General features: G+C 65.3%; 21 protein-coding genes and 1 pseudogene. 9 read left to right on the top strand and 13 right to left on the bottom strand.

Annotation, left to right across the window (positions count from 1 at the left end; all coding sequences use genetic code 11):
* Positions 1-108 precede the first annotated feature (108 nt).
* From ACUXH0_RS13380 to ACUXH0_RS13370, 3 genes and pseudogenes are all read left to right on the top strand, one after another.
* Positions 109-462: a hypothetical protein gene (locus tag ACUXH0_RS13380; protein WP_182594157.1), complete on the top strand. Its 354-nt coding sequence runs from the start codon at positions 109-111 to the stop codon at positions 460-462.
* The gene (locus ACUXH0_RS13375) at positions 462-662 is read left to right on the top strand and encodes a hypothetical protein (protein WP_182594158.1); all 201 of its coding nucleotides are present in this window, start codon (positions 462-464) and stop codon (positions 660-662) included. Before ACUXH0_RS13380 ends, ACUXH0_RS13375 begins: the two co-directional genes overlap by 1 nt.
* 119 nt (positions 663-781) lie before the next feature.
* A pseudogene (locus ACUXH0_RS13370) lies at positions 782-1,318 on the top strand (helix-turn-helix domain-containing protein); the annotation flags it as partial.
* A gap of 29 nt (positions 1,319-1,347) precedes the next feature.
* Here the strand turns inward: ACUXH0_RS13370 and ACUXH0_RS13365 are convergent.
* The gene (locus ACUXH0_RS13365; protein WP_182594159.1) at positions 1,348-2,559 is read right to left on the bottom strand and encodes an MFS transporter; all 1,212 of its coding nucleotides are present in this window, start codon (positions 2,557-2,559) and stop codon (positions 1,348-1,350) included.
* Between the two features lie 119 nt (positions 2,560-2,678).
* Here ACUXH0_RS13365 and ACUXH0_RS13360 point away from each other — a divergent pair, with 119 nt between their 5' ends.
* Complete coding sequence (locus ACUXH0_RS13360; protein ID WP_004626864.1) at positions 2,679-3,641, top strand: AraC family transcriptional regulator; 963 nt, start codon at positions 2,679-2,681, stop codon at positions 3,639-3,641.
* Between the two features lie 3 nt (positions 3,642-3,644).
* On the opposite strand, the gene ACUXH0_RS13355 is transcribed toward ACUXH0_RS13360, so the two are convergent.
* Positions 3,645-4,562 (bottom strand): LysR family transcriptional regulator, encoded by a 918-nt coding sequence (locus ACUXH0_RS13355; RefSeq protein ID WP_012761975.1) that lies wholly within the window; start codon positions 4,560-4,562, stop codon positions 3,645-3,647.
* Between the two features lie 217 nt (positions 4,563-4,779).
* Here ACUXH0_RS13355 and ACUXH0_RS13350 point away from each other — a divergent pair, with 217 nt between their 5' ends.
* Genes ACUXH0_RS13350 through ACUXH0_RS13340 form a run of 3 tightly spaced genes read left to right on the top strand, consistent with a single transcriptional unit; the run spans position 4,780 to position 8,838 of the window.
* Entirely contained in the window at positions 4,780-6,084 is a 1,305-nt protein-coding gene (locus ACUXH0_RS13350; protein WP_182594160.1) for an MFS transporter, read from the top strand.
* Between the two features lie 43 nt (positions 6,085-6,127).
* On the top strand, positions 6,128-7,342 hold the full coding sequence (locus ACUXH0_RS13345) for a M20 aminoacylase family protein (protein ID WP_182594161.1): 1,215 nt from the start codon (positions 6,128-6,130) through the stop codon (positions 7,340-7,342).
* Between the two features lie 20 nt (positions 7,343-7,362).
* The gene (locus tag ACUXH0_RS13340; protein WP_182594162.1) at positions 7,363-8,838 is read left to right on the top strand and encodes an amidase; all 1,476 of its coding nucleotides are present in this window, start codon (positions 7,363-7,365) and stop codon (positions 8,836-8,838) included.
* On the opposite strand, the gene ACUXH0_RS13335 is transcribed toward ACUXH0_RS13340, so the two are convergent.
* The gene (locus ACUXH0_RS13335) at positions 8,827-9,546 is read right to left on the bottom strand and encodes a LysR substrate-binding domain-containing protein (RefSeq protein WP_182594163.1); all 720 of its coding nucleotides are present in this window, start codon (positions 9,544-9,546) and stop codon (positions 8,827-8,829) included. The genes ACUXH0_RS13340 and ACUXH0_RS13335 overlap by 12 nt on opposite strands.
* Positions 9,547-9,567: 21 nt before the next feature.
* On the opposite strand from ACUXH0_RS13335, the gene ACUXH0_RS13330 reads away from it, so the two are divergent.
* On the top strand, positions 9,568-9,822 hold the full coding sequence (locus ACUXH0_RS13330; protein WP_004626876.1) for an NADPH-dependent FMN reductase family protein: 255 nt from the start codon (positions 9,568-9,570) through the stop codon (positions 9,820-9,822).
* On the opposite strand, the gene ACUXH0_RS13325 is transcribed toward ACUXH0_RS13330, so the two are convergent.
* The 6 genes from ACUXH0_RS13325 to ACUXH0_RS13300 are packed head-to-tail and all read right to left on the bottom strand — an operon-like array spanning position 9,819 to position 15,477.
* A complete protein-coding gene (locus tag ACUXH0_RS13325) occupies positions 9,819-10,667 on the bottom strand; it encodes a phosphodiesterase (protein WP_182594176.1) in 849 nt (282 codons plus the stop codon). The two genes, ACUXH0_RS13330 and ACUXH0_RS13325, sit on opposite strands and share 4 nt — an antisense overlap.
* A 5-nt stretch (positions 10,668-10,672) precedes the next feature.
* Positions 10,673-11,734, bottom strand: a complete 1,062-nt coding sequence (locus ACUXH0_RS13320) for an ABC transporter ATP-binding protein (protein WP_182594164.1) — start codon at positions 11,732-11,734, stop codon at positions 10,673-10,675.
* Entirely contained in the window at positions 11,731-12,528 is a 798-nt protein-coding gene (locus ACUXH0_RS13315; RefSeq protein ID WP_004626882.1) for an ABC transporter permease, read from the bottom strand. The genes ACUXH0_RS13320 and ACUXH0_RS13315 overlap by 4 nt, the downstream gene beginning before the upstream one ends.
* Complete coding sequence (locus ACUXH0_RS13310; protein WP_182594165.1) at positions 12,525-13,376, bottom strand: ABC transporter permease; 852 nt, start codon at positions 13,374-13,376, stop codon at positions 12,525-12,527. Before ACUXH0_RS13310 ends, ACUXH0_RS13315 begins: the two co-directional genes overlap by 4 nt.
* 2 nt (positions 13,377-13,378) lie before the next feature.
* Positions 13,379-14,410: an ABC transporter substrate-binding protein gene (locus tag ACUXH0_RS13305; RefSeq protein ID WP_182594166.1), complete on the bottom strand. Its 1,032-nt coding sequence runs from the start codon at positions 14,408-14,410 to the stop codon at positions 13,379-13,381.
* The gene (locus ACUXH0_RS13300; protein WP_182594167.1) at positions 14,407-15,477 is read right to left on the bottom strand and encodes a LacI family DNA-binding transcriptional regulator; all 1,071 of its coding nucleotides are present in this window, start codon (positions 15,475-15,477) and stop codon (positions 14,407-14,409) included. The genes ACUXH0_RS13305 and ACUXH0_RS13300 overlap by 4 nt, the downstream gene beginning before the upstream one ends.
* A gap of 240 nt (positions 15,478-15,717) precedes the next feature.
* On the opposite strand from ACUXH0_RS13300, the gene egtB reads away from it, so the two are divergent.
* Complete coding sequence (egtB, locus tag ACUXH0_RS13295) at positions 15,718-17,022, top strand: ergothioneine biosynthesis protein EgtB (RefSeq protein WP_182594168.1); 1,305 nt, start codon at positions 15,718-15,720, stop codon at positions 17,020-17,022.
* Positions 17,023-17,074: 52 nt separating this feature from the next.
* Here the strand turns inward: egtB and ACUXH0_RS13290 are convergent, their stop codons facing one another.
* Genes ACUXH0_RS13290 through ACUXH0_RS13275 form a run of 4 tightly spaced genes read right to left on the bottom strand, consistent with a single transcriptional unit; the run spans position 17,075 to position 20,241 of the window.
* Positions 17,075-17,929, bottom strand: coding sequence for an ankyrin repeat domain-containing protein (locus ACUXH0_RS13290; RefSeq protein ID WP_182594169.1), 855 nt, complete (start codon positions 17,927-17,929; stop codon positions 17,075-17,077).
* The gene (locus tag ACUXH0_RS13285) at positions 17,913-18,716 is read right to left on the bottom strand and encodes a TatD family hydrolase (protein ID WP_012435553.1); all 804 of its coding nucleotides are present in this window, start codon (positions 18,714-18,716) and stop codon (positions 17,913-17,915) included. Before ACUXH0_RS13285 ends, ACUXH0_RS13290 begins: the two co-directional genes overlap by 17 nt.
* Positions 18,717-18,768: 52 nt before the next feature.
* Positions 18,769-19,188: a PilZ domain-containing protein gene (locus tag ACUXH0_RS13280; RefSeq protein ID WP_004626896.1), complete on the bottom strand. Its 420-nt coding sequence runs from the start codon at positions 19,186-19,188 to the stop codon at positions 18,769-18,771.
* 42 nt (positions 19,189-19,230) lie between these two features.
* Positions 19,231-20,241 (bottom strand): DNA polymerase III subunit delta', encoded by a 1,011-nt coding sequence (locus ACUXH0_RS13275; RefSeq protein WP_012435554.1) that lies wholly within the window; start codon positions 20,239-20,241, stop codon positions 19,231-19,233.
* Positions 20,242-20,257 lie beyond the last annotated feature (16 nt).

The raw sequence follows: 20,257 nt of genomic DNA, 5'->3' as shown, positions 1-20,257 counted from the left end.
CCGCCCCTACTTGTATCAATAACACTTAAGGACAAAGGAAACGAGGAAAAGGCTTCGCGGTAAGAATGGTGGTGCTATAGTAATGACACTGTAATTACACACCCCATCATGGCCATTGTTCCGAAGGATTCTGTATTGCAAGTTCGGTTGCCGCTGGATGTGCGTGAGCGATTCCAGGAGTACTGCTCAGAGAGGCTTACCACGGCGAGTGATGAGGTCCGGCAGTTCATCCTCTATCGTCTCCGTGAGTGGGAGCATGAAAAGCTCCGGATGGCTGAGAAGCAGGCGCGTGTGCGTACAGCTGAGCGTGTGCATCAGCAGGTCGCGGCACAGAAGCAGGCTGTCTCTACTGGTTCGCCTCTTGAAGACGCGTTGGCTGAGGCTGAGCAAGCGTTTGGGCGTAAGTTGACGCGGCAGGAGCGGCGCGCAATCGAGCGTGATGTAGAGAAAGGGAGGCTGTGATGGTGCTCAGGAAGCCGTACGACCTGTACGTTGATGGCAGTTGGGTGGCCAAGGTTGAAGGCCTTGGTGAAGCGCATGAAAGGGTTCTGCGCTTGGGTGACCGGATGGCCATGGGCCAACGGTTGGGATATGAGGTGAAGCTTGGTAAGGCCGTCGTTTGGGAGGGCGAGGCTGAGAAGTCTGAGTTGAGCGGGCAATAATGCAAATTACACGATGAATTGATGTTGGTGCCAAGTTGTAATGTCCGGTTATAGCCAAGTTCAAATGTCCGAGTGACTGAGCGTAGCCTAGACGGCTCCTTGTTTTGCAGGAGTCGGCCATGCGCCCGGACGCGGTTACCTTGACGATGCGGCAACTCGATCGACTCAAGATCCTCCAGGCGCTCGCGGATGGGCACCTCAAGACTGGCATTGCAGCAGTCAGGTTGGGCGTGAGCCTCCGCCAAGCATTGCGGTTGTTGCGACGCTATCAGGCTCAAGGTGCGGCGGGTCTGCAGAATCGACACCAAGGGCAACCGGGCAACAACCAATTACCACCCGGCCTGGAGTCGCGCGTGCGCGGCCTGATCCGTGACAGCTATGCCGACTTTGGCCCGACCCTGGCCGCTGAGAAGCTGCGTGAGCGGCACGGTATCGACTTGGCCACCGAGACGGTGCGCCGGATCATGATCGACGCCGGTTTCTGGGTGCCGCGCAAGCTGCGCCCGCCCAAGGTGCACCAGCCGCGCAACCGGCGCGCGTGTCTGGGTGAGCTGGTGCAGATCGATGGCAGTGATCACGCGTGGTTCGAGGACCGCGCGCCGGCCTGCACGCTGCTGGTGTACGTCGATGACGCCACCGGCCGGCTGATCAGCCTCGCAGCGCGCATCTCGCCATTCTCGCCAATTCACTCGGCCATCGCCGGCACCACCTCGACGCGCTTCGGCACGCCCGTCACGATCGTCGCGACGGCAGTGGCCAGCACCACGGCGGCGCCAATGAACACACCAGCTGCGCCGTTCGCGTCGAACACCAAGCCACCGGCTGCCGCGCCGGTGGCGATCGCGAGCTGTACGGCTGCAACAATCAGGCCACCCGCGCTTTCGGCTTCATCGGGCACGGTGCGCGTCACCCATGTCGACCACGCCACCGGCACGCCGCCAAACGCCATGCCCCACAGCGCGATCAGCACAGCGTCGATGACCGGTGCGCGGCCCAGCGCCACGAGCGCGATGCCCAGCACGACCATCAACGCGGGCATTGCGATCAGCATTGGGCGCAGCCGGTGTTCCAGCACGCGGCCTGCGAGCGATGTGCCGACGAAGTTGGCAATGCCGTAGCCCAACAGGATTGCCGACAGCCCGTTTACGCCAACGCCTGCAACCTGCTCCAGGAACGGCCGCAGGTACGTGAAGAACGCAAAGTGCCCGGTGAACACCAGGATCGTCGCGAACATCCCGATGCCCACGCTCGGACGGCGCAGCACGTCGATCAGCGTGCGCAGGCGCGTTGTGCCACTTGGCGCCATCGACGGCAGCGTCGAGACCTGCGACACAAACGCCATCACCCCCAGTCCCGCTGCGGCCAGGAACACATTGCGCCAGCCGATCAGGTGGCCGAAGTAGCTGCCCAGCGGCGCGGCGGCAATCGTGGCGACGGCCACGCCGCTGAAGATGATCGATAGCGCCCGCGGCACCAACGCCGGTGGCACGAGCCGCATTGCGGTGGCGGTCGCCATGGTCCAGAAGCCGCCCAGTGCAATGCCAAGCACAACGCGGCCGATCAGGATCGTCGTGAGGCTGGTTGCAAACGCCACCGCAAGATTGGATGCCACAAGCAGCACCGAGAATGCGAGCAGCACGCGCCGCCGGTCGATGGACCGCGTGACAGCGGCGGTCAACAAGCTGGTGACCAGCGCAACCGTTGCCGTGGCCGTGACGGCCTGCCCTGCCACGCCTTCGGTCACGCCCAGGCTTTCCGCCATGGGCGTCAGCAGGCTTGCAGGCAGGAATTCGGCCGTGACCAGCCCGAACACGCCCAGTGCCATTGCAAAGACAGCACCCCAGGCCGGTTCACGCGGAGCCGCAATTGACGCGGCAGTGGAGATTCCGGGATTCATGCGTCGTTCCGTCGAAAACATCAGGGAAAATACCAATAAGGGCGCATGGTAGGGCCCGATAGCCGGACGGTCTATGGCATACACTCCGACCTTGTTGATCAATCGTCCGGATTTTCGACATGCTGACTCCCCTGCCCGACGTGCACGACCTTGTTAGCGAGCTGCTGCTCGGCATGCGGCTGAGCGGTGTCCAGTACCGCCGTATCCATGTGGCGCGGCCCTTCGGGCTGAGCTTTGGCAAGGCGCCGGGGCGTGCGCAGTTTCACTTCGTGGGGCGCGGGCCGGTGCTGCTGCGCGACGCGTCGGGGGCGACGATGCGGCTCGAAGCCGGCGATGCGGTGTTGCTGCCGCAGGGCACCCCGCACGCGTTGCTGTCCGATCCGGATGCGCCGTGCCGCGAGATCGCCGGCTTTGAATCCGCGAAGATCTGCGACACGGTGGCGTCGGTTGGCGCCGGGGCGGAAGCGGCCCCGGGCGATGCGCTCATTTTCAGCGCCTGCATGGAGCTGGATCTGGGCGGCATGCAGCCCTTGGTGGGCACGATGCCGGAGTTCATGCACGTCGGCACCTTGCTCGCGCGCTACCCGGAAATCCGCCCGATGCTCGACGCGATGGAGCGCGAATCGTGCTCGGAGCGCGCCGGTTTTGCCGGCATCCTCGCGCGGCTGGCGGACGTGGTGGCCGCCTTCATCGTGCGCGGCTGGGTGGAGTGCGGCTGCGGCGACGCCACGGGCTGGGTGCAGGCGCTGCGCGAGCCGAAACTCGGTCCGGCGATCGTCGCCCTGCATCGTGACCCGGGGCGCAACTGGAGCGTCGCGGAGCTGGCAGCGCAAGCCGGTGTCTCGCGCTCGGTGTTTGCCGAGCGCTTCCTGGCGGCGACCGGAATGACGCCCGTGCGCTATCTGACCGAGCTGCGGATGCGGCTCGCCGCACAATGGATCACGCGTGACCGCGAGGCGATCGAAGCCGTCGCGTACCGGCTCGGCTATGGGTCGCTCGCTGCGTTCAGCCGCGCGTTCAAGCGGGTGGTCGGACGGCCGCCGGGGGCCATGCGCGCGGAGGGTGCCGAAGCCGACGCGTGACGGTCAGCGATGACGATAGCGCTGCGCCGCGTGCCGAATCTCCTTGCTGAATTCCGCGCAGGCATGCGTCATCAGGTCCGCCGATCGGTAGACCATGTAGACGCTGAAGTCGGGTAGTTCGTCTTCCATGGGGAGCACCTCCAGCGCGCCCGAAATCGTACGCAGCGGCCCCAGTGTGTTGGTGAAGACAAAATCCGACCACATGCTCACCAGGTCCGTCTTGGTAGCCAGTTGCAGGCCGAGCAGGTTGGAGCCGCTCTGCACGATCCGGTGCGGGATTTCCAGCCGGTGCAGCCGCATTAGGCTTGCCATCGGGCTGCCAGGGTCATCCAGCGGGTCCAGCACCAGCCAGTCGGCATCCAGCAGCGAGCGCAGCTTGCGCGTGCGCCGTAGCGGATGACCGGGGCGCACCGCCAAGCGCATCGGCACGGAGAATAACGGCTCCCACTGGAAGCTGCTCGTGCCGGGCCCGCTGTTGGTTGAGATCAATCCCAGATCGATGCGGCCTTCGCGCAGACCTTCAAGAATCTGCTGCGAGCGCTGTTCGAAACCGCGCAACGCCACATTGGGAAAGCGCGTGCGGAATGCCGCCATGGCATCCGGTAGCGGGCCGCTGGAGGCGACGGCGGTAAAGCCGATGTTCAGTTCGGCCTCTGCGTGGCCGCGAATGGCTTCGATGTCTTCCAGCGCGTGACGCAGTTCCTGCTCGACCACGCTGGCCCGTTTGACGAGCGCCATCCCATACGCCGTCAGGCTCACGCCGCGCACCGAACGCGACAGCAGCGTGACGCCGAGCTCCCGTTCCAGTTCCGCAATCGCCTTGGACAACGCCGGCTGCGAGATATGCAACCCGCGCGAGGCCTCGTGAATGCTGCCGTGCTGTGCCACGGCAAGCAGGATGCGCAACTGGTGCAGCTTCACCTCGCTCTCCTCCTCGCTCATTGCACACGGTTGGGTGTGCGTCTCGCCTCACGCCTTCACGGGCTTTCCCTGATAGCGGATATATGCCGGTTATGACGGTGATTCTATTTGGTTATCGAGATGAATATTTGCGATTTTTTCAGCGCCCGTGTTCCCTGAATACTGCAAGCACCCAAGGCTCAGAGAAGCCCTTTCCAACATCGTGGACGGAGACCCCATGAACGACGCCACCTTGCAGACTACGGCCCTGCCCGCCTCGGCCGTTGCTGCGCCCAAGCCCGCCGGCCAGGCGCGATTGATCGCCGCGTGCTCGATCGGCAATGCGCTGGAGATGTACGACTTCACGGTCTACAGCTTCTTCGCGCTGATGATCGGCAAGCTGTTTTTTCCGTCAGACAGCGCGTACGGCTCGTTGCTGCTCGCGGTGGCGACGTTCGGCATCGGCTTTGTGATGCGGCCGCTGGGCGGTTTCGTCATCGGCAACTACGCAGACCGCCACGGACGCAAGGCCGCGATGACGCTGACAATCGGGCTGATGGTCATCGGCACGCTGTGCCTGGCGGTTGCGCCGACATACGCCACCGCAGGCCTGCTCGGCCCGCTGGTGATCCTTGCCGGGCGGTTGCTGCAGGGCTTCTCGCTGGGCGGTGAAATCGGCGCGTCGACGGCGATGCTGATGGAGTCCGGCGGTATCCGCGGGCGCGGTTTTCGCGTGAGCTGGCAGTTGGGCAGCCAGGGCATTGCAGCGCTGTGCGGCGCGCTGACTGCGGCCATTCTGTACGGCAGCCTGTCGCCGGAAGCGCTGCAGAGCTGGGGCTGGCGTGTGCCGTTCTTCCTTGGCCTGCTGATTGCGCCGGTGGGCCTGTATATCCGCTCGCACCTGGATGAAACGCACACCGCCGAGGCGCATGCGCCGAGCCCGCTCGGCACCTTGTTTCGCGACCACGGCGGGCTGGTCATCAAGGGCGTGCTCACGATCATCGGCGGGACAGTCGGCACGTATCTGGTCATCTACTTCATGCCGACCTACATGATCCGCGAGCTGCATCTGCCGGCTTCGCTGTCGCTGCTGGCCGGTTGCGTGACGGGGCTGACGAGCTTCGGCGCGTCGCTCCTTTCCGGTTGGCTGGCCGACCGCCTGCCGCGCCGCAAGCCTCTGGTGGTGGGCGCAACGCTGGTCACCGTGGCGGCGCTCTACCCGGCCTTCTGGCTGATGACGCATTACCCGAGCGTGCCGCTGGTGCTGGCACTGTCGGCGTTGCTCACCGGCACGCTGTACCTGGGCACCACGCCCATGCTGCTCATGATGATGGAGCTGCTGCCCATCCAGGTGCGCGCCAGCGGCCTGTCGGTCATCTACGCGATCGGCGTCACGGTATTTGGCGGCTCGTGCCAGTTTGTTGTGACGTGGCTGCTGGCCCGCACCGGCAATCCGCTCTCCCCTGCCTTTTACATGATGGCGTGCAGCGCCATCACGCTGCTGACCGTGCTGAGCCTGCGCGAAGCGCGCGAAACTGATTGACCCCGGATTCCCATCTCCAACCTCCAACCCCCGGAGCCCCGACATGACGAAAGCCCCCACGCTCACGCCGTTCCAACTGTTGCCGCATCTCCTGCCGCCCGTCCATATCGATGCAGAAACGTTCGTCAACATCCGCCGTCAGATCCACGCGCAGCCCGAACTCGGTTTCGAGGTGGGCGCCACCAGCACGTTGGTGGCCGATCTGCTCAAGAGTTGGGGTTACGAGGTGCACACGGGCATCGGCAAGAGCGGCGTGGTGGGCCAGCTGAAACTCGGCAACGGCACGCGCCGCCTTGGCATTCGCGCGGACATGGACGCCCTGCCCATTGTTGAAGCGACCGGCCTGCCTTACGCCAGCCGCAACCACGGCAAGATGCATGCGTGCGGCCACGACGGGCACACCGCCATCCTGCTCGCCGCAGCCAAGGCGCTGGCCGAGAGCCGCGATTTTGATGGCACGCTGAACCTCATCTTCCAGCCCGATGAAGAAAACCTGTGCGGTGCGCGCGCCATGATCGAAGACGGCCTCTTCGAGCGCTTCCCCTGCGATGCCGTCTATGCCTTGCACAACATGCCGGGCGTGCCGGCCGGCAGCTTCCGCGTGCTGCCGGGACCGGTGAGCCTGTCCTCCGACGTGGCCGACGTCACCATCAAGGGCATGGGCGGACACGGCGCGATGCCGCATCGCGCGCGTGATCCGATTGCCGCGTCGGCCGCCATCATCACCGCGTTGCAAACCGTGGTCGCACGCAATGTCGCGCCTGACGACACGGCGGTGGTGTCGGTCGGTTTCATTCGCGGCGGTGCAACGCACAACGTGATTCCCGAATCGGTGACGATCGGCCTGAATGTGCGCGCAGCGCGGCCGGAAACGCGTGCGCTGGTGGAAATGCGCATTCGCGAGATTGTCAGCCTGACCGCACAGGCCCATGGCGTCGAGGCGCAGATCGACTATCGTCAATTGACGCCGCCCATGGTCAATACCGAGGCCGAGACGCAACTGGCGCAGCAGGTCTGTACCGAACTGGTGGGTGCGGCCAACGTCGTCACCCAGGCGCCCAAGGGGCTCAACGGCAGCGAAGACTTTGCCTGGATGCTCAATGAAGTGCCGGGCTGCTACCTGATCCTCGGCAATGGCGAAGGCGAATTCGGCGGCTGCATGGTGCACAACCCCGGCTACGACTTCAACGACCAGGTGTTGCCGTTGGGCGCAGCCGCCTGGGTGCGTCTGGCGCAAACCTACCTGAGCGCCGCGTGAAGTGAACTTCGAGTCAAGCAATGCAAGCGAATCCGAGCCAAGCTGCAACACCTGCGGCCGCCAACGAAGAGATTGTCCAATGGAGCGCGATCGAACTGTCCCGGCGTATCCACGCGCGCGATGTGTCGTGCGTGGAAGTCATGGAAGCGTTCCTTGCGCAGATCGATCGTCATAACCCGACGGTCAATGCCGTCGTGGCCCGCATCGATGCCGAATCCGCCATCGACCAGGCACGCGAGCGGGATGTGCTGCTGTCGCAAGGTTTGTCCGGCGGCTGGATGCATGGCTTTCCGCAAGCGCCCAAGGATCTTGCGGCCACCGCAGGCATGGTGACGGCGATGGGCAGCCTCGCCATGGCGCGCAATGTGCCGACACATGACAGCATCGTCGTCGAGCGCATTCGCCGGCAAGGCACGGTGCTGATCGGCAAGACGAATACGCCTGAGTTCGGGCTCGGCTCGCACACCTACAACCGCGTGTACGGCACTACGCGCAACGCCTGGAACCCCGAGCGCTCGGCCGGCGGCAGCAGCGGTGGCACGGCCGCCGCGCTGGCGCTGAACATGCTGCCCGTGGCCGACGGCAGCGACATGATGGGTTCGCTGCGCAACCCCGCCGCCTGGAACAACATCTACGGCCTGCGTCCGAGCCTCGGTCGCGTGCCTTACGGACCGACCGGCGACGTGTTCTTCCAGCAGTTGGGCACTGAAGGCCCCATGGCGCGCAATCCGCACGACCTCGCGTGGCTGCTCGCCACGCAGGCCGGCTACGACCCGCGTGCGCCGCTGTCGCTGAGTGACGATCCGGCGTGCTTCATGCAGCCGCTGCACCGGGATTTCCGGCAGGCCCGCATTGGCTGGTTGGGCGATTTCGGTGGCTACCTTGCCGTCGACCGCGAAGTGCTGGCCGTCAACGAGCACGCGCTCGATACGTTCGATACGCTGGGCTGTCATGTCGAAACCGTACGGCCCTTCTTCGCCATGGATGCGCTGTGGGAATGCTGGTGCACGCTGCGCGCGCTGAGTGTGTCCGGCAACCTCGGGCTGCTGTACGCCAACGCCGCCACGCGCGATTTGCTCAAGCCCGAAGCCATCTGGGAGATCGAGCATGGACGCAGCCGCACCGCCATCGACATCAACCGAGCCATCGCCACACGGGCAAGCTGGTACCAGGCGCTGCTGCGGCAGTTTGCGCACTACGATTTCCTCGTCCTGCCTTGCACGCAGGTTGCGCCCTTCCCCGCCGAAGAGCACTGGCCCAAGGCCGTAGCAGGCCGCGCGATGGACACATACCACCGCTGGATGGAAGTCGTGATTGGCGCCACGCTGGCGGGCGTGCCGGCCGCGAGCCTGCCGTCGGGCTTGACCGCCGATGGCCTGCCGCTGGGCCTGCAGGTGATTGCGCCGCCCCGGTCGGAGTTTGCGTTGCTGCAGCTTGCGGCCGCGTGGCACGAAGCGTTCGCGCCGGCACGTGCCGCGTCGCCGCTATTGGGCTGAGCGATGCACACGTGCCGTGTTTTCCCGGCACGCGCATAGCCAATCCCACACCGCGCGCACGGCAGCGTCTTCAAGCCGCGCAGATGGCGCCACGGCCCAGAACGCATAGCGCTGAATGACCGGCGCTGCGAAAGGCTGGACGAGCGTGCCCGCCTCCAGCGCATCGCGCACCAGCGGCAGGTTCGCCAGGATCACGCCTTGCCCCGCCATTGCCGCCGACATGGCATGCCCGTTGTCGGACAGCACGATGCCCGTGTCGTGCCTGAGCGTGTGCTCGATACCTGCCGCGCGCGCCCACATCGGCCAGGCAATCGGCTGCGGCAGCGTGCGCTGCCACTCGGAGTGAATAAGCCGCACGCGCGCCAGATCGTCGTGCGACCGCACGTTCAGGCCCGGGTGGCAGACCGGCGCATAGGCGTCGCCAAAGAGCCGCTCGGTGACGAGTCCATTCCCCGTGACGGGCGTATCGCCATAGCGCACGGCAAGGTCTGCGCTGCCGCCATGCAGGTCGACCACGGTGTCGGACGCATGAATGCGCAGATCCACCTCCGGATGCTGCGTAGCAAATTCACCCAGCCGAGGCACCAGCCAGCGCGCAGCAACCCCCATCGGTGCCGTGAGCGTCACGCGCTGACGCCCCGGTTGCGCTTGGGAGCTACGAATGGCATCGATGGCCTGCGCAAACGCATCAAAGCCGGTGTTGAGCACCGGATACAGCTGCTCGCCGGCATGAACAAGCGCCTCGTCATCCTCAGCGCACGCGGCGATTTCGGTTACGGCCCCGGCCAGCACATTGCCCACCTGAACCACGTCGAGGCCGGCGTCGCCACGGCATTCGGCTACATCGGCGTCACGGATGTGGCATCCGTCGCGATCGAATACGACGAATTTGCCGACAAGCGGTTACGCGCGTCCATCGCATCGGCGGAAAGCGAGGCCGATGCGCTGGTCGCCCGTCTGGCGGCCGCCGTGGAAGCGGCCTAGTCGATCAGCCGGCCGTCCGGCTCAAAAAACGGATGCGGGCCATCAAATTGCCCCACGTAGGCGAGATGGCTCACCAAGCCTTGCCCCGGCACCCACGCATGGACCTTGTAGGCTGGTGGCTCCATGACAAAACCGGGCGCAGCATCAGGGTCCAGATCCAGTGCGACCTGGTGTGCCGGCGATGGGCAAGTGGACGCCACCGTGCCCGCAAAACGCACGTCGATGGAGCGATGCAGGTGCCCGCAGATGATGCGCTCGACGTTGCCGGCGGCACGCACGATCTGCGCGAAGGCCGGGATATCTTCTTCGGCGAGCGATTGCACGTCCATGTGGCCGATGCCGGTGGCAAATGGCGGATGGTGCATGGCGATGACGGTCGGGCGTTGCGTTTCGCATGCCAGCGCTTCGGCCACCCAATCAAGGCGCGGTACGCCCAGACGGCCGCCCGGATGGCCGGTGTCCAGCGTGTCGATCACGATCAGGCGCACGTCGCCAATGTCGGTCCAGTACTGGAATGCACGCGTGTCCTGCGCGGCGGCCGGAATTGGCGCGAGCCAATCGGCAAAGGCTTCGCGTGCGGCATCACGGCCATCGTGGTTGCCGAGCACCGGCAGCATGCGGATGCCTGCCGCATCGAGCGGCGCAAGCACCGCACGCAGGTGGGCGTATTCCTCGGGCGCGCCGGCGTCGACCAGATCGCCGGTCAGGACGATAGCGTCTGGTTTCTCGGGCTGTGCCAGGATATGTGCCACGCAGCGTGACAAATAGGCCGCCGAATCCACGCGCCGATAAGCCAGTCGCCCCGGCCGCTTGATATGGAGGTCCGTCAGTTGCAGGAAGTGCATCGGCATCAGGCTTGCAAGGTCAAGAGGCGGTCTGCCGGGATATCGAAGCCGACCGCATGGCCCGGCGCAAACTGCTGGCGGCCGGGCACATCGATGAACAACGGCGTGGCTGACACGCCCGCCACGCGCACGCGGGTGCGGAAGCCGAGAAACACCGCCGACTCGACCGTGCCCTTCAGCGCCGCCTGGGACGGGTCGGCCAGCACGGCATCTTCGGGACGGAAGAAGACCGCATTGCCGTCGCCGTCCGGCACGCGCACGCTTCCGCCCGCGCAGACGAACGTGCCATCCTGCCGCGTGCCGTCAAGCCGGTTCATGATGCCGATGAAATCCGCCACGTGCCGGTTGGCCGGCTGGAAGTAGATTTCGCGCGGCGTGCCGATCTGCGCAATGCGGCCGGCTTCCATGACGACAATGCGATCGGCCAGCGCCATCGCCTCTTCCTGATCGCGCGTGACGTAGATGGTCGTGATGCCGAGACTGCGCAGTAGGCGGTCCATCTCTGCACGCACGGATTCGCGCAGCTTGGCGTCGAGCGCCGTGAGCGGTTCGTCGAGCAGCAGCACGCGCGGCTCGGGCGCCAATGCGCGCGCCAGTGCCACCCGTTGGCGCTGACCGCCGGAGAGCTGATCGACACCGCGGTCCGCGTACGGCGTGAGTTGCATCATCTCCAGCAGCGTGTTTGCCCGGGCGCTGATCTGTGTGTCGGACAAACCGTTCTGCCGGCGCTGGATGCGCAGGCCGTATTCCACATTGCCTCGCACGCTCAGGTTGGGGAACAGCGCGTAGTTCTGGAACACCATGCCGACGCGGCGGCGCTCGATCGGACGCGCGGTCACGTCTTCATCGCCGAAGTGCACGGTGCCGCCGGCGTCCGGCGCCTCCAGCCCGGCGACGATGCGCAGCGTGGTGGTCTTGCCGCAGCCCGAGGGGCCGAGCAGCACGACGGTCTCGCCGGCGGCGATGTCGAGGTCCATCGACTCCAGCACGCGCTCGCCACCGAAGTGTTTTCCGCAGCCACGCAGCCGGATGGGCACGGGCGCGAGATGTAGGGATTCGGTACTCATCGGGAAGCCTTTCCGTTGTTCACCCGCAGGCCGCCAAAGCGCTGCATCAGCACCAGCAGCGGCACGATCATGACGAAGAAGATCAGCGTGTAGGCGCTGGCAATTTCCAGCCGCATCGACGCATAGGTGTCGGCCAGGCCGACCGGCAGGGTTTTGGTTTCTGGCGTGTGCAGCATCCAGGTGAGGTTGAACTCGCCCACCGAGAGCGTCACCACCGTCAGCGCGCCGGCCAGGATGCCGGGTTGCACGTTGGGCAGCACGATGGTGCGAAAGCGCTGCCAGAACGACGCGCCCAGGCTGGCAGCGCCCTCTTCCAGCGTCTTCAGGTTCTGGCCTGCCGCCACGGCGGCAACCGAGCGCACCATGAACGGCAGCGTAAACACCACATGGCCGACGACGATGAACCAAAGGCTCTCGCGAAAGCCGCCAAAGCCGCCGTACGCCACGATCAAGCCCAGCGCCGTCGCCAAGCCGGGCAGCGCCACGGGCAGCGTCAGGAATTCTTCGATCAGGCGGCTCGCACGGCTCTGGCGCCGCGCCAGTACATAGCCTGCCGGCACGCCGGCCGCGAGCACGATCACCAGCGTGCACAGCGCCACCAGCAGCGACATCCAGATCGACGCGTGATACATCTCCCAGACTTGGGCGACCCAATCCAGCGTCCAACCGCTCTTGAAGCCGCGGATGTAGTTGCGCGTCAGGCCCACGGCCATCGACAGCACGACGGGCACGATCAGGAACAGGCACAGCAGCAGCGTGATGAGCCACTGCGAAAGAGAAAGCACGCGTTTCATGCTGCGGCCCCACTTGGGCTACCACTCGCGGTGCGCGCAATCGCCAGCACCAGCCACGTCACCACGCCCAGCACCACCGACAGCGCTGCCGCCATCGCAATGCCCGCGTTGAGCGTGAACTCGGTATAGATCGTCATCGGCAAGACGTCGATGTCGGTGGCGAGCGTGAAGGCGGTGCCGAACGCGCCCATCGACGTGGCAAAGCAGATCGCTCCGGAGGCGATGAGCGCAGGCGCCAGCCCCGGCACCAGCACATCGCGCGTCACCTGCCACGACGATGCGCCCAGCGAGCGCGCCGCTTCTTCCAGTGAGCGATCAAGCTTTTCCGCCGCTGCCATGACCGTCAGCACCACGCGCGGGATCGAGAAATACAGGTATCCAAGAAACAACCCGCCGATGGAATAGGCGAAGACCCATTTCTCACCGATGAGCTTGTGCGTGACGTCGCCCAGCAGTCCCTGGCGCCCCGCCAGCAGGATCACCATGAAGCCGACCACCACACCAGGAAACGCCAGCGGAAACGTCAGCATGGCGGTAATCATTTGCTTTCCCGGTACGTTGTGGCGCACCAGAAACAGCCCGGCGATGGTCGAGAGGACGAGCGTCGCCAGCGTGACTGCCGCCGACAGCATTACCGTCGAAAACAGGCTGCTGAGGTAGCGAGACGTGGTCAGCGCTGCGGTGTAGGTGGCAATCACGCCCTCGCTGCCGCTGACACGCAGCAGCGCGGCCATCGGCAGCAGCCAGAACGCGCAGAACAGCGCAACGGCCGGTGCCAGCAACGCCACCCGCCACCGTGCGGGCAGTACCGCATCGTCGGGCAAGGTGTTTCGGGTGACGGTGCTCATGCTCAGCGGACCTCGTTCAGGTAGCGCGTGCCAAATGCCTGCTGGCCGGCTGCCATCTTGTTGAAGTCGACCGTCTTTGCACGGGCGTATTCGCTGGCCGGCAGGAAGCGCGAGGCGGCTTCCTTGCTCATGGCGCTGGCGCGCACCGGGCGCAGGTAGGCGTTGGCCCACAGCGTCTGGCCTTCGTCCGACAGGACAAAATCGAGCACCTTCTTGGCGTTCTCGGCATGCGGCGCGCCAGCTGTCAGGCTCATCACGTACGGCACGGCAATCGTGCCTTCCTGCGGGATCACGAATTCCACGTTCGCGTGATCCTTGTACTTGGCACGGTAAGCGTTGAAGTCGTAGTCGAGCAGGATCGGGATTTCACCGGCCACGACGCGCGCGTAGGCGGTCTGCTTCGGCACGATCGGCGCGTTCTTCTTCAACTGCTTGAACCACTCGATGGCCGGGCCGAAGTCGTCAAGCGAGCCGCCCAGCGCCTGGTTGACCGCCACGGCGCCCACATAGCCGACGAAGGCGCTGCTCGGGTCGAGGTAGCCGACCATGCCTTTGTATTCGGGCTTGAGCAGGTCTTTCCAGGAACGCGGCACGGGCTTGCCTTCCAGCGCGTCCTTGTTGACGAAAAAGCCCAGCGTGCCGGAGTGGATCGAGAAGAACGCACCGTCCGGGTCTTTCATGCCGGCCGGAATGTCTTCCCAGTGCTTGGGCTTGTAGTTGGCGACCAGGCCCTTTTCCTTGGCCTGATACGCAGACGTGATGCCCAGGTAGGCCACGTCAGCCACGGGGTGCGATTTCTCGGCCAGCATCTGCGCGATGGCCTGGCCGGAGTTCTTGTTGTCGAACGGCACGGTAATGCCGGTCTTGTCCTTGATGGCCTTGATCTGGCTGGCCCAGTCGGCCCATTCGGGCGGGCAGTTGTAGCAGATGGCGACTTGCTGGCCGGCCGGCTGTGCCTGCACCGGCGCAGCCACGGCGAATGCGCCGGCAGCCACGAGGCCGCACACGCGCAGCCATTGAACGAGACGTTTCATCGAGACGCTCCTTGCGTATCAGACGTGAGGGAAGAAACAACGGAGAGAGACGCTTCCGCCGGCGCACGGGCCAGCGTGCCGCCCGCCAGCAGGCGGTGCGGCAAGGTAATCGAGGGGACCACCTCGCCGGCGATGCGGCGAGCCAGCGCCGTGGCCGCATCGGTGCCGATCCGGCGGTGCGGCTGCGCCACGGTGGCCAGCGTGGGCGAGAGCCACTGCCCTATCGCCAGGCCATCAAAGCCGACCACGCTCACGTCTTCGGGCACGCGCAGGCCCATCTCGCGCAGCGAGCGGATGGTGAGCAGCGCGAGGCGGTCGTTGCTGCAGAAAATGGCGGTCGGGCGCGGCGGTGCGAGCAGCCGGGCCAACTCGGCGGGCAGCATGGCATCGGCATTGAAGTCAATTTCGACGGGCGGCTGCGGCGCAATGCCGGCCGCCTCCAGCGCTTCGCGGTAGCCGTCGTGGCGCAGGGCCGCACGGTCCGAGGCCGCCAGCGTGCCGGTGAGCATACGGATCTGTCGGTGCCCTTGCGCCAGCAACGCGCGGATGGCGTCGCGCGCAGCGGCCCGGTTGTCGACCGTCACGCAGCAGCGCGCCGGAATGCGTGCCTGGCCGACCGTATCGTTGTAGACCAGCACATAAGGCACGTGCTCGGCGTCCAGTCGATCGAGATGCGGATTGGCGGCTGCATCGGCCACGGTCAGGATCAGACCGTCGACACGTTGCTCGAGCATGGTCTCGATGGCGCGGGCCTCGCGCTCGCGGTCGTAGGCGGTCGTCATGAGCATCACACGCTGGCCGGTGATGGATGCGGCTTCCTCGATGCCCTGCATGCACTCGGCAAACACGGGGTTGGCGAGCGACGGCAGCACCACGCCAAGCAAGCCCGTGCGCTCGGCGCGCAACTGGCGGCCCAGCGCGTTCGGGCGATAGTGCAGCGCATCCATGGCCGCCTGCACTCGGGCCAGCGTCGAGGCACTCACCCGCTCCGGCGTATTGACCGCCCGCGACACGGTGGCAATCGAAATGCCGGCGTGCGTCGCCACGTCCTTGATACTGCTGCCCACTACGCGCCCCTGGGAGTTGTAAACGTTTACATCCTAGGTGCGCGCAGTGACTGTTTCATGACAATCGATGCTGCGGTGCAGTCATCACCGCAACGCAGCATCGCCAGCGTTGCGCATGGCAAAGTTACAAAGCTCGCATATGCTTCTTACGAACATGGGCAAGCTGGGGGCGCCAATGCGCGCGCAGCGGCATGGCCCACTTGCTGCTGTGCTGTCCTCGCTGCCTGCTCTGGAGACCCCATGCGCGTATCGCCTGTATTTGATGTGCCGACCACCGCCCTGCCCGCGCTGATGCAGCACTACGGCATGGTGCGAGCGCAATCCCTGGCCTTGACGGCGCAGTTGTCCGACGCCGATGCCACCGTCCAGTCCATGGACGACGCCAGCCCCGCCAAATGGCACTTGGCCCATACGACGTGGTTCTTCGAGGAGTTCATCCTTGGCCCCAACGTGCCGGACTATCGCTCACCCGATGCTCGCTACCGTTACCTGTTCAATTCGTACTACGAAACGGTCGGAGCGCGGCACCCGCGCCCGCGCCGGGGCATGCTCACGCGCCCCACGCTCGACGAGGTGCGCGCCTACCGCGCCCATGTCGATGCGGCCATGCAGCGCTTGCTGGCCGGCGGCGTATCGGACGATCTTGCCCGTCTGGTGACCCTCGGCCTGCACCACGAACAGCAGCACCAGGAGTTGCTGCTGACCGATCTTCTCCACCTGTTTGCGCAGAACCCGTTGTGCCCGGCCTATGCCCAAGCGCCCGTAGCACGCGTGCACGCGGCCCCGGTGCAACCGGGTTGGGTCAGCTTCCAGGGCGGCGCCGTACAGATCGGCAGAACCGATACGGGAACCGATACTGACTTCATGTTCGACTGCGAAGGCCCGCGTCACACCGTGTGGCTGGAGGCGTATGCGCTGGCCACGCACCCTGTCACCAACCGCGAGTGGCTCGCCTTCATGCAGGACGGCGGCTATTGCCAGCCAACGTTGTGGCTGGCCGACGGCTGGGCGTGGGTGCAGCGGGAAGGCATTGACGCCCCGCTCTACTGGCGCGCCGGCATGGATGAGGCTGAAGGCTGGCAGCAGATGTCGCTGCACGGCCTGCAGCCGGTCGATCTGGACGCGCCGGTCACGCACGTCAGCTTTTACGAGGCCGATGCCTACGCCCGCTGGGCCGGCGCCCGCCTGCCGACGGAAGCCGAATGGGAGCACGCCGCCGAAGGCCTGCCCGTGCAAGGCAACTTCGCCGGCCGCGGCGCGCTACGCCCGCTTCCCGACCACGGCATCGTCCAGGCCGGCAGCCTGCGTCAATTGTTCGGTGATGTGTGGGAATGGACCGCCAGCCCTTATGGCCCGTATCCGGGCTTCGAGCCGGCCGAGGGCGCCGTGGGCGAATACAACGGCAAGTTCATGTGCAGCCAGATGGTGCTGCGCGGTGGATCGTGCGTGTCGCCCGAGGGGCATCTGCGGGCGACGTATCGCAACTTCTTCTATCCGCACCAACGGTGGCAGTTCACCGGAGTGCGGCTGGCGCGGCGGGCGTGAAGCGCATCACGCCCGGCACCGGCGCTGACGTGCCGGGCCGTTCGGGCCGCGTCTAGCGGTTGCTGTCAAACAGCATGTTGGTGGGCGTGCCGATCGTATCCCGGCCGGCCGGGCTAGGCGCTCCGGCGTCGCGTTTAGCGGGCGGCATCGGCGTTGGCACATCCGGCGCTGCAGGCTTGGCAGGCTGCGAGACTGCGGCCGCAGGCGCCGGTGCTGCAGCAGGCTTGCCGGATTGCTCCGCCAGCTTGCGCCGGCGCGATTCCAGCCCCGCAGCAATCTCATCCTGGTGATACCGCTTGGCGAAGTCGATCACGTCCATCTTCTGCTGATTGCGCAGGTTCATGTCGGCGCCCTCGTCCAGCAGGAGCTTGACGGTGGTGATGTGCCCGCCCATGACGGCCATCATCAGCGGCGTGGTCGCGTTGGGGCTTTCGGCATCGATATAGGCCGCGTGGTCGAGCAGGTATTTGACGATGTCGTCATACCCATTGGTGGCGGCGTAATGCAGCGCGGTCCAGCCGGTCTTGTTGACCTCCACGTCGTACGTTTCCACCATCAGCTTCACCATGGGCAGCAGGCCCTGGTACGCGGCCATCATCAGCGCGTTTTCACCTGCGGCATTGGTGCGCTCGAAATCGATGTTCTTGGCGCGGATGAGCGCCTCGGCCACCTCGATGTTCTTCTCCTTGAGCGCATCCACCAGCAGCGGCGTGCCATCGCGGGTCTTCAGGTTGGGGTCGACGCCCTGCGCGACATACTTCTGCACCAGCGCCGGGCGGTTGTATTCGACGGCGTTGCGCAGATCGTCCTGCGGCGTGGCGAATGCGGCACCCGACAACGCCATGGTCAGCGCACCAGCCAGTGCGATTTTTTTCATCGCTTGCTTCAAGTTATCGCGGTATCGCATTGAATAGATTGAAGAAGTTCTCGGTGGTGGCGCTGGCAATCCGCTCGAGTGGTTCGCCGCGCAGCGTAGCCAGGAATTCGCCCACGTGCCGCACATACGCCGGCTCGTTCGTCTTGCCTCGGAACGGCACCGGCGCCAAGTACGGCGAGTCGGTCTCGATCAGCATGCGGTCCAGCGGCACCTTCCTGGCGGTTTCCTGCAGGTCCACCGCGTTCTTGAACGTCACGATGCCCGAGAAGGAGATATAGAAACCCAGGTCCAGCGCGGCCTTGGCCACGTCCCAGGTCTCAGTAAAGCAATGCATGACGCCGCCTGCGGCCTCGGCGCCCTCTTCGCGCATGATGGCCAAAGTGTCCTCAGCCGACGAGCGCGTGTGGATCACCAGCGGCTTGCCGGTCTGCTTCGACGCGCGAATATGCGTACGAAAGCGATCGCGCTGCCATTCCATGTCGGCCACGGTACGGTCGCCCAGGCGGTAGTAGTCGAGCCCGGTTTCGCCGATGCCGACCACGCGCGGATGATCGGCCAGCGTCAGCAGACGCTCGAGCGTGGGCTCTTCAATGGACCGGCCTTCTTCGACGTCGGCCTCAGCGTCGGGATGCACGCCCACGGTGGCGTACACGTTGGGCTCCTGCTCGGCAATCTCCAGCACACTCGGAAAATCCTCCAGCGTGACGGAAATGCAGAGTGCGTGCGTGACGCGGTTCTCCCGCATGCGCGTCAGCAGCTCAGGCAGGCGCGCGCGCAAGTCGGGGAAATTGATATGACAGTGGGAATCGACAAACATCGAATAATCAGAAAGTTACGGCGTAAACTTCGTGCGCCGTATCAGGAAAAAATCAAAGTGTTTGGGTGGGGCGCTGCGAATTGATCTGTTTGCCCAGCACCTCTTCGATCACACGGCGCAGCACGCGGCACTGCTCATCTTCGCCAAGGTGCACGCCAATGCCCGGCGTCTTGGCCGGCGTGCCCACCGGCGTGATCCAGGCTACCTTGCCGGCCACCTGATACTTCTGCGGGCGGTCCAGCAGCGACAGCACGAGGAAGACCTCCTCGCCAATCCGGTAAGGGCGCTGTGTCGGCACGAAGATGCCGCCGTTCTTCAGGAACGGCATGTAGGCGGCGTGCAGGCCAGCTTCATCCTTGATGGCCAGCGAGACGATGCCCGGACGGGTCGGTGCGCCTGAAGCCGTGCCGGGTGCAGCGGGGGTGCCAGGGGTGACGGGAGTGCCGGGCGTACGAAGAGGTGCAGTGCTCACAGGGTGTCCACAGAGTGCAAACGTTCAGGTGCGGGTTCGGGTTCAGGCAGACGGAAAGAGCTGCCGGTAATCCAGCAAAAGGCTTTCGATGACGAGCCGCGCGGCCAGCGGATGCTGCTCGGAGCGGCGCCGCTGCGGCAAGGCACGCGCAAAACGTTCCAGGCGGTCCAGCGGAATGGTATTCGCGCAACGTTGCAGCACATCGCGCTGCGCCGGAAAGTAGCGCGGACGCCCCGCCAAGCGTGCCGCCATCAAGTCAAAGACCCATCGGTGCATGGTACTGAGAACGGCCGGGACCGACAATTTTTGTAAATGGTCGGCCGTGGCCAGTGCATCGAGCTTTGCGCCCTGGCCGAGCTGTTCAAGCAGGAATTGCAGCAGCGGACGGTCTTCGGACTCGGCGGCGGCCAGCGCGGCCAGCGGCGCGTTACCGAACTCGGCCAGCAGATCCTGCGCGTGCGGCACGCCTTGCCGCTCCAGCCACTGGCGCGCGGCCTCGGGCTGCGGCGGCTGCAGCGGAAACTGCCTGCAGCGCGACAGAATGGTCGGCAGGATACGGTCGATACGATCCGTCACCAGCAGGAAGACGGTGTTCTGCGGCGGCTCTTCCAGCGTCTTGAGCAACGCGTTGGCGCCTTCGGTCTGCAACGCGTCGAGCGGATACAGCACCACCACCCGCAACCCGGCCCGGTGCGTACCGACCCCCACGCCTTCGATCAGGTTACGGACCTGCTCCATGCGGATGATCTTGCTCGGCGCCTTTTTCTTGCCGTCGGCGTCCTTCTCCGTCTCGGGCGCGTCTTCCATCGCTTCAGGGCGCACGAGGTGGAAGTCCGGGTGGTTGCCCTGCGCAAACCAGTTGCAGGCCGCGCATGTGCCGCAGGGCTGGCCGTCGGCCGCCGGCGTATCGCACAGCAGGCTTTGCGCGAAGTGCATGGCGAAATCGCGCTTGCCGGTGCCGGCCTGGCCGTTGAGCAGAATCGCGTGCGGCAGCTTGGCCCGCATGGCTTGCAGGCGGGACCAATCAGCGAATTGCCAAGGATAAAGCATCATGAATCAATGGGTTGCG

The organism is Ralstonia sp. 110700041-2 (assembly GCF_056280165.1).
This window is presented reverse-complemented; position numbering and strand designations above follow the sequence as displayed.